This window comes from Streptomyces sp. W16, assembly GCF_033194735.1.
In the GTDB taxonomy this organism is placed as follows: Bacteria; Actinomycetota; Actinomycetes; order Streptomycetales; family Streptomycetaceae; genus Streptomyces.
This window is the reverse complement of sequence record NZ_JAWOAI010000430.1, coordinates 1-8,774: the sequence shown is the minus strand read 5'-3', so window position 1 is coordinate 8,774 and position 8,774 is coordinate 1. Positions and strand designations below refer to the sequence as shown.

Sequence of the window (8,774 nt, the reverse complement as noted above, 5' to 3'; positions counted from 1 at the left end):
GGTCGTGGTCCCCGGCAGGACTACGTCGACGCCTTCGACGGGGACGACGACGTCTTCGCACCCCGAGCCGGCGTCGCCGCGCACCGCTCCGACCCGTATGCCTCCGTCACCGACTGGCCGCCCGAGAGCGACTCCGGCACTGACGACGAAAGCGGCACCAAGGGCGACGTGGACAGTGCGGGCGCGCCGCCCGTCGACCGGGACCGGCCCGGTGTCGGTGCCGGTCCCGCCAGGGGTGGCAAGGGGCGCGCCTACACCGGCATCGCCGCCGCGGCCGTCACCACCGTGCTGGCCGTCGTCGTCGCCGGACAGGTCGTCAGGGACGGTGACAACGGCGGCGTGCGGTCGGAGGCGGCCACCGACCAGGCGCGGGACGTACGGGGTACCGGTACCGCCTCCGCGCAGCCCAGCACGTCCGCCTCTCCGCGGGTGGCGACCCTGACGTATGCCCAGAAGATGGACAAGAAGTACCCGCTCGACGCCAAGCTCAAGGGGCCGGACAAGTTCGACGCGGTGCCCGGTGTCGACAAGGCGCCCGGGAAGGGGCGCAAGTACACGTACCGCGTGGACGTGGAGCAGGGACTCGGGCTCGACGGCACGCTCTTCGCGGAGGCCGTGCAGAAGACGCTCAACGACAACCGGAGTTGGGCCCACAACGGGGCCCGTACCTTCGAGCGGATCTACTCCGGCAAACCGGACTTCGTGATCACTCTCGCGAGCCCTGGTACCACCGCCAAGTGGTGTGCCAAGTCGGGGCTCGACACCACCGAGGACAATGTGTCGTGCGACTCGGCGGCCACGGAACGTGTGTTGATCAATGCGTATCGATGGGCGCAGGGGTCGTCAACATATGGGGACAAGATGTACGCGTATCGACAGATGTTGATCAACCACGAGGTCGGTCATCGTCTCGGCTACGGGCACGTGACCTGCGACAAGGACGGCGAGTTGGCCCCGGTCATGCAGCAGCAGACCAAGTTCCTCGACCATGACGGGATCCACTGTCTGGCGAACCCCTGGCCGTACCCGGGCAGTTGACGGGCGACGCTTATGTCACATTGACACGAGCCGCAACTTCCTTCATATTTTTTGGCATGTGGTCTAGTCATGTCGCGAATCGCGCCGCCATCGAGCTGGCGCTCATCGGCGTGACCCCGCTCTGCGTGGCCGACATCCTCTGTCGCTGAGCACCGCCCCTGGCGTTCGTGTCGCGACCCGCACCATCACGCCCTTGCCCGTGTGACTTCGGCAGGGCATTTCCGACGACCTGACGCCGGGGCAGACGCCTGTTCACTTCCGTCTCACCCCTCGTCCATCCGTCTCGCTATTCGAGAACTCCCGGAGAGTTCCCGAGAAACCACCCCGAGAGGTCGTCATTCCGATGCGTCAACCGTCCGTCATAGCCCGGCGCGTGGCCGTGGCATCCGTCAGCCTGGCCGTGGCAGCGGGTGCCGCCGCCTGCGGGCCGAAGGACAACGATGCCAACGGCTCAAGTGGCGACTCCACGCCGCACAAGGGCGGCACGCTCACGGTCCTGAACTCCAACCCCCAGGAGGACTTCGACCCGGCGCGCCTGTACACCTCCGGCGGCGGCAACGTCCCCTCCCTCGTCTTCCGTACGCTCACCACCCGCAACCGCGAGAACGGGGCGGCCGGCGCCAAGGTCGTCCCGGACCTCGCCACCGACACCGGGCGCCCCAACAAGGACGCGACCGTCTGGACGTACACCCTGAAGAAGGGCCTCAAGTACGAGGACGGCACCGCGATCACCTCGGCCGACATCAAGTACGGCATCGAGCGCTCCTTCGCCCCCGAACTCTCAGGCGGCGCGCCCTACTTGAGGGACTGGCTGGTCGGCGCGGCCGACTACCAGGGGCCGTACAAGGACAAGAAGGGGCTCAGCGCGATCGAGACTCCCGACAGTCGGACCATCGTCTTCCATCTGAACAAGCCCGAGGGCGAGTTCCCCTACCTCGCCACGCAGACGCAGTTCACGCCCGTCCCGCAGGGCAAGGACACGGGCACGAAGTACGAGCAGCACCCGATCTCGTCGGGGCCGTACAAGGTCGTCAGCAACCAGAACGACGGTGAGACGCTCGTCCTGGAGCGCAACAAGTACTGGTCCACCGCCACGGACGCCGAGCGCAAGGCCTACCCGGACAAGATCGACGTCAAGTCGGGACTCGACTCGTCCGTGATCAACCAGCGGTTGTCGTCGTCCCAGGGGACGGACGCCGCCGCTGTCACGACGGACACCAACCTGGGTCCTGCCGAGCTCGCCAAGGTGACCGGCGACAAGGAACTCGCGGCGCGCGTCGGCACCGGGCACTTCGGTTACACGAACTACATCGCGTTCAACCCCACGGTCGCGCCGTTCAACAACGTCAAGGTGCGCCAGGCGATCTCGTACGCCATCGACCGTTCGTCGGTGGTGAACGCGGCGGGCGGTTCGTCGCTGGCCGAGGCCGCGACCACCTTCCTGCCGAACCAGAAGTCCTTCGGGTACGACCCCTACGACCTCTTCCCGGCGGGCGCGTCCGGCAACGCGGCGAAGGCCAAGGAGCTGCTCAAGGAGGCCGGTTACCCGAAGGGGATCACCGTCACCCTGACGCACTCCAACGACAAGGACTTCGAGACCAGCCCGGAGATCGCGACCGCGATCCAGGACGCGCTCAAGAAGGCCGGCATCACCGTCAAGCTGCAGGGCCTGGAGATCAACGACTACAAGGACAAGATCCACAGCGTCAAGACCGAGCCGGGCTTCTTCCTCGCCCACTGGGGTGCCGACTGGCCCTCCGGCGGTCCCTTCCTCGCCCCGATCTTCGACGGCCGCCAGATCGTCAAGGACGGCGCTAACTTCAACACCGGCCTGCTCAATGACAAGTCGGTCAATGCTGAGATTGATTCGATCAACAAGTTGACGAATCTTGACGAGGCCGCCAAGCGGTGGGGTGCACTGGACAAGAAGATCGGCGAGCAGGCCCTGACCGTGCCGCTGTTCCACCCCGTCTACAAGCGACTCGTCGGCAAGGACATCAAGAACGTCGTGATCAGTGACTGGACCGGTGTCCTGGACATCTCCCAGGTCGCGGTCAAGTAACCCCATGAGCGAGGCACTTGTCGCCTCCCAGGCCGCCGGGACGGACGTCTCCGTCCCGGCGGGCTCGGGGGCCCGTCAGTTCTGGCGGCGGCTGCGTGCGCAGCGTGCCGCCCTCGTCGCGGCGGCCGTCGTCGCCCTGCTCGTCCTGGTCGCACTCGCCGCGCCGCTGCTCACCGCGATCGAGGGCCAGGACGCCTTCACCTACCACCCGTCGCTCATCGACTCCGCGCGCGGTGGCGTCCCGACCGGCTCCTTCGGGGGCATCGGCGCAGACCACTGGCTCGGCGTCGAACCGCAGACCGGCCGCGACCTGTTCGCCCGCCTTGTGTACGGCGCCCGGGTCTCGCTCGGTGTCGCGCTGGGGGCGACCGTCGTACAGGTCCTCATCGGTGTCGTGGTCGGTGTCGCCGCCGGGCTCGGCAACCGATGGGTTGATCAACTGTTGAGCCGGATCACCGACATCATCGTCGCGATGCCGCTGATGATCATGTCGTTGGCGCTGCTGGCGATCGTGCCGAGCAGCTTCCCGCGCCCCTTGCTGGTCGCGCTCGTCATCGGCCTGATCGCCTGGGGCAACACCGCGAAGATCGTGCGCGCCCAGACGCTCACCCTCAAGGAACTCGACTACGTCGCGGCTGCCCGGCTCAGCGGCTGGGGCACCTGGCGGATCGCCCGCCGCGAACTGCTGCCCGGCCTCGCCGCGCCCGTCATCACGTACGCCGCGCTCCTCTTCCCGATGAACATCAGCGCCGAGGCCGCGCTTTCCTTCCTCGGCGTCGGCGTGAAGCCCCCGACGCCTTCCTGGGGACAGATGCTCACCTCCGCCGACGTCTGGTACCAGGCCGCCCCGCAGTACTTGCTGCTGCCCGCCGGCGCCCTGTTCGTCACCGTGCTGTCCCTGACCGTCCTCGGCGACGGCGTCCGTACGGCCCTCGACCCGCGCGCGGCCTCACGCCTGCGCGTCGGTACGGGCCGCAAGCGCGAGGCGAAGGCGGACGCCAACTCCAAGAAGACCTCGGCGGACGCGAGCACCAAGGAGGCCACCTCATGAGCGGCTTCGGAGGATTCGTCCTGCGCCGCGCCGTCGGCACCGTGATCACCCTGCTCGCCATCTCGGTGATCGTCTACGTCGTCTTCTTCGTCACCCCCGGCAACGTCGCCCAGATCACCTGCGGCCCGCGCTGCTCCCCGGAACAAGTGCACCAGGTCGCCCAGCAGTTGAGGCTCGACGACCCGCTGTACCTCCGCTACTGGCACTTCCTCCAGGGCATCCTCGTCGGCCAGGACTACTCCACCGGCACCTCCGTGGAGCACTGCTCGGCACCCTGCCTCGGCCTGTCGTACCAGGGCGACCAGCAGGTCACCCAGCTGATCCTGGCGAAGCTGCCGGTCAGTCTGTCGCTCGTCTTCGGCGCGATGGTGCTGTGGCTGATCCTCGGCGTCGGCACCGGCGTCCTGTCCGCGTGGCGGCGCGGCCGGTTCACCGAGCGCCTGCTGACCGGCATCACCCTCGCGGGCGTCGCCACCCCGGTGTTCGTGATCGGCCTGGTGCTGATGATCGTCGTCTGCGGGCAGCTCCAACTGCTGCCCTTCCCGCAGTACGTCGGTCTCACCGACGACCCCGAACAGTGGGCCTGGAACCTGCTGTTGCCCTGGCTCTCGCTGGCCCTCATCGAGGCCGCCACGTTCGCCCGGCTCACCAGGGCGTCGATGCTGGAGACCCTTGCCGAGGACCACATCCGCACCTTCCGCGCGTACGGCGTCGGTGAACGGTCCATCATCGGGCGGCACGCGCTGCGCGGGGCGTTCGCGCCGATCATCGCCCTCAACGCCAACAACGTCGGCTCGGCGGTCGGCGGCGCGGTGCTCACCGAGACGCTCTTCGGGCTGCCCGGCATCGGACAGGAACTCGTCCACGCCGTCAATGTCGTCGACCTCCCTGTGGTCGTCGGCATGGTCCTGGTCATCGGCTTCTTCGTGGTCATCGCCAACGCCGTCGCGGACGTGCTCTACGCGGTGGCCGACCGACGGGTGGTGCTCACATGAGCTCGGTGGATGTCCTGGTCGAGGTCACCGACCTGACGGTCGGATTCGGATCCCTGCGCGCCGTCGACGGCCTCTCCTTCACTCTGGAAAAGGGCGCCGCGCTCGGCTTGGTCGGCGAGTCCGGCTCCGGCAAGTCCACGGTCGCCTCGGCCCTGTTGGGGCTGCACCGCGGCACGGGAGCCGACGTCGGCGGCTCGGTGCGCGTGGCCGGCATCGACGTACAGGAGGCGTCCGACGCGGACCTGGGGCGGCTGCGCGGCGGCAAGGCCGCGATGGTCTTCCAGGACCCGCTGTCGTCCCTGGACCCGTACTACGCGATCGGCGACCAGATAGCCGAGGTCTATCGCGTGCACACGCGCGTGTCGCGTCGGGCCGCACGCGCGCGTGCCGTCGACGTACTGGACCGGGTGGGAATTCCGGACGCGGCACGACGGTCCCGTTCCCGCCCGCACGAGTTCAGCGGTGGCATGCGCCAACGCGCCCTGATCGCCATGGCGTTGGCCTGCGAGCCGGACCTGCTGATCGCCGACGAGCCCACGACCGCGCTCGACGTCACCGTCCAGGCCCAGATCCTCGACCTGCTGCACACGCTCCGCGAGGAGACCGGCCTGGGCCTGCTCCTGGTCACGCACGACGTGGGTGTCGCCGCCGAGAGCGTCGACGAGATCCTGGTCATGCGGCACGGGCGGGCTGTCGAGCACGGGCCGGTGGGCACCGTCCTCGGGGCGCCGACCGAGCCGTACACCCGGGCTCTGCTAGGCGCGGTCCCGCGCGTGGACGCACCGCGAGCGCCCTCCGAGGCGTCCTCGGCGGCCCCGGAGGTCGTCCTGGAGGCCACGGGCCTGCGGCGCGAATTCGGGCGCGGTAAGCGGGCGTTCGCGGCCGTGGACGACGTGTCGCTGACCATCCACCGGGGCGAGACCCTCGGCGTCGTCGGCGAGAGCGGCAGCGGCAAGACGACGCTCGGCCGGATGCTGGTCGGGCTGCTGAAGCCGACGGCGGGCGAGATCAAGCCCGGCGGAGGAGTACGCCCCGACGTCCAGATGGTCTTCCAGGACCCGGTCTCCTCCCTCAACCCCCGCCGCAGCGTGGGCGAGTCGATCGCCGACCCGCTACGCGCGCGTGGAGAACGCGACGAGGAGCGCATCCGGAGGCGGGTAGGCGAACTCCTGGAGCGCGTGGGTCTCGAAGCGGCCCATTACGACCGCTATCCGCACGAGTTCAGCGGCGGACAGCGTCAGCGCGTGGGCATCGCGCGGGCGCTCGCGGCCGACCCGCGCGTGATCGTGTGCGACGAGCCCGTCTCGGCGCTCGACGTCACCACGCAGGCCCAGGTCGTCGCCCTGCTCGGCGAACTCCAGCGCGAACTCGGCCTCGCGCTCGTGTTCGTGGCCCACGACCTCGCCGTCGTGCGCCAGGTCAGCGACCGGGTCGCGGTGATGCGACGCGGCAGGATCGTCGAACAGGGCCCCGCCGACGAGGTCTACGACTCCCCGCAGGACCCGTACACAAAGCAGCTGTTGGCTGCCGTACCGGCCCTCGATCCGGAGGTGGCGGCCCGGCGGAGGGCGGCCCGACGGGAGTTGGCGACGACCTGAGGATCGTAGAACGATCTGCCTCAGGGTGATCCCTTAGCGCGAGCGAACGCGACCCGCACGGGAAAGTTACGACCGTTCACCCCTTTTGGTGGCGCGATGGACAACCGTCCGTCGCGCCACCGTCATGTCCGCATACGTTCGTCCCGCTGCGAGCCGCCGGGTCAACGGTGGCTCCCCACAAGGGAGATCGGGGGTGTGGTCGTGCGCATAGGACTGGTTACGGAGGGTGGCTATCCGTATGTGAGCGGTGACGCCAGACTCTGGTGCGACCGGCTCGTACGCGGGCTCGGGCAGCACGAGTTCGACATCTACGCGCTCAGCCGCAGCGAACGCCAGGAGGCCGAGGGCTGGCTCGAACTGCCGCCCCAGGTCCGGCGAGTACGTACCGCGCCGCTGTGGAGTGCCGAGGACGACGGACCGGCGCTCGGGCGCCGTGCACGCCGGCGCTTCCGGGAGTACTACGAGGAGTTGTCGGCGCTGCTGTGCGCGGGGGATGCGCCGGTGCAGGGGCCGATCGTGTCGGCGGAGTCGCAGTCGTTCGTGTCTGGGCCGGCCGGGTCGGAGTCCGCCGATTCCGCGAGGCCCGCGGAGTTCTCGGAGCCCGTTTCCGCGGGGCCCTCCGCGCTCTCCGGGGAGGTTTCCGCCGTTGTGGCGGACCGTTTCGCCAACGCGTTGTACGGGCTCGCGGAACTCGCCCGCGACGAGGGCGGACTCGTGTCCGCGCTGCGCTCCGAGAGCGCCGTGCGTGCCCTCGAACGCGCCTGTCGTGCGCCCGGCGCACTGCGTACGGCACGCGAGGCGCGCGTACCCGATCTCCTCACCGTCGCCGCACACGTCGAACGCGCCCTGCGCCCCCTCTCGCTCGACTGGTACGAGGACGACGCCCTCGGCTCCGTGGACCTCTGCCACGCGACGGCCGGCGGTACCGCGGCCCTGCCCGGGCTGCTCGCCCGGCACTTCGCCGGCGTACCGCTGCTGGTGACCGAGTACGGCCTGCAACTGCGCACGCACTACCTGGCCTCGGCGGACGCCCCGCCCGCCGTACGGGCCCTGCTCGCCGCCTTCCACGGCAGGCTGGCCGCCGAGGTGTACCGACGGGCCGCGCTGATCACTCCCGGCAACACCCACACCCGCCGCTGGCAGGAACGCTGCGGCGCCGACCGTACGAAACTGCGCACGGTCCACCCCGGCATGGCGGCGTCCCGTTTCGCGGAGGTGGGCGAGGCGCCCGACCGCGCCGACCCGGACACGCTGCTGTGGGTCGGCCGTGTCGAACCCGCCAAGGACCTGATCTCCCTGCTCCACGCCTTCGCGGAGATCCGCAAGGAGGAGCCCAAGGCACGCCTGCGGATCGTCGGCGCGCCCTCCGGCGCCGAGGGCGCGGCTTACCTGGGCCACTGCCGGGCGCTGGCCGCACAGCTCTTCCCCGACGAGGCCGAGGGCGTGCACGCGGTCGGCGACAACCCGGTGTCCTTCGAGGAGATCGGCGGCCCGGAAGCTCCCACGCTCCCCGAGGCGTACGCGGCCGGCACGGTGATCGTCCTGTCGAGCGTCGTCGAGGGCTTCCCGATCGGCCTGGTCGAAGCCATGTTCTGCGGCCGGGCGACCGTGTCCACGGACGTCGGCGCGGTGGTCGAGGTCATCGGAGGCACGGGACTCGTCGTGCCCCCGCGCAATCCACGGGCGCTCGCCGAGGCGTGCGTGACCCTGTTGCGCGACCCCGAGCGCCGTGAGCGGCTGGGCGCCGCCGCGCGCGCCCGCGCACTCGAACTGTTCACCGTCGAGCAGAACATCGCGGCATTTCACGGCATTTACCTGGAGGTCGTCTCGCACTCCCCGGTCCACCGTGTCGTCCTCGACGACACCGGCGAACCCCTCCCGTTCGCCGCCCCCGCGGAGTCCCACGTCCCCGGCCGCTGGACCGGCCCGACGACAGGTCCGGCAACAGGACCTGCGGCAGGCCCGGCAACGGGTTTTCCGGCGGGTTCGGCGACTGCCCCCGGGGCCCGCGTCGTGGCTCGCGGCGGCCC

At 69.8% G+C, this 8,774-nt stretch carries 7 protein-coding genes; all 7 read left to right on the top strand.

The features are described from left to right. Positions 1-1,038, top strand: a 1,038-nt coding sequence (locus tag R6V09_RS39025) for a DUF3152 domain-containing protein (RefSeq protein WP_317886219.1), incomplete at its 5' end; no start/stop codon positions are given. 56 nt (positions 1,039-1,094) lie between these two features. Beyond that, positions 1,095-1,187: an Ms4533A family Cys-rich leader peptide gene (locus R6V09_RS39020; protein WP_317886218.1), complete on the top strand. Its 93-nt coding sequence runs from the start codon at positions 1,095-1,097 to the stop codon at positions 1,185-1,187. 194 nt (positions 1,188-1,381) lie between these two features. Further along, on the top strand, positions 1,382-3,100 hold the full coding sequence (locus tag R6V09_RS39015; RefSeq protein ID WP_317886217.1) for an ABC transporter substrate-binding protein: 1,719 nt from the start codon (positions 1,382-1,384) through the stop codon (positions 3,098-3,100). A gap of 4 nt (positions 3,101-3,104) precedes the next feature. Further along, positions 3,105-4,151: an ABC transporter permease gene (locus R6V09_RS39010; protein ID WP_317886216.1), complete on the top strand. Its 1,047-nt coding sequence runs from the start codon at positions 3,105-3,107 to the stop codon at positions 4,149-4,151. Then, a complete protein-coding gene (locus R6V09_RS39005) occupies positions 4,148-5,146 on the top strand; it encodes an ABC transporter permease (protein WP_317886215.1) in 999 nt (332 codons plus the stop codon). The genes R6V09_RS39010 and R6V09_RS39005 overlap by 4 nt, the downstream gene beginning before the upstream one ends. Then, on the top strand, positions 5,143-6,744 hold the full coding sequence (locus tag R6V09_RS39000; RefSeq protein WP_317886214.1) for an ABC transporter ATP-binding protein: 1,602 nt from the start codon (positions 5,143-5,145) through the stop codon (positions 6,742-6,744). Before R6V09_RS39005 ends, R6V09_RS39000 begins: the two co-directional genes overlap by 4 nt. A 201-nt stretch (positions 6,745-6,945) precedes the next feature. Then, positions 6,946-8,774 (top strand): DUF3492 domain-containing protein (locus R6V09_RS38995; protein ID WP_317886213.1); only part of this gene is annotated, 1,829 nt, incomplete at its 3' end.

Coding starts and splice junctions, on each gene's coding strand:
- R6V09_RS39000 (WP_317886214.1), top strand. CDS start 5,143: ATGAGCTCGGTGGATGTCCTGGTCGAGGTCACCGACCTGACGGTCGGA.
- R6V09_RS39015 (WP_317886217.1), top strand. CDS start 1,382: ATGCGTCAACCGTCCGTCATAGCCCGGCGCGTGGCCGTGGCATCCGTC.
- R6V09_RS39005 (WP_317886215.1), top strand. CDS start 4,148: ATGAGCGGCTTCGGAGGATTCGTCCTGCGCCGCGCCGTCGGCACCGTG.
- R6V09_RS39020 (WP_317886218.1), top strand. CDS start 1,095: ATGTGGTCTAGTCATGTCGCGAATCGCGCCGCCATCGAGCTGGCGCTC.
- R6V09_RS39010 (WP_317886216.1), top strand. CDS start 3,105: ATGAGCGAGGCACTTGTCGCCTCCCAGGCCGCCGGGACGGACGTCTCC.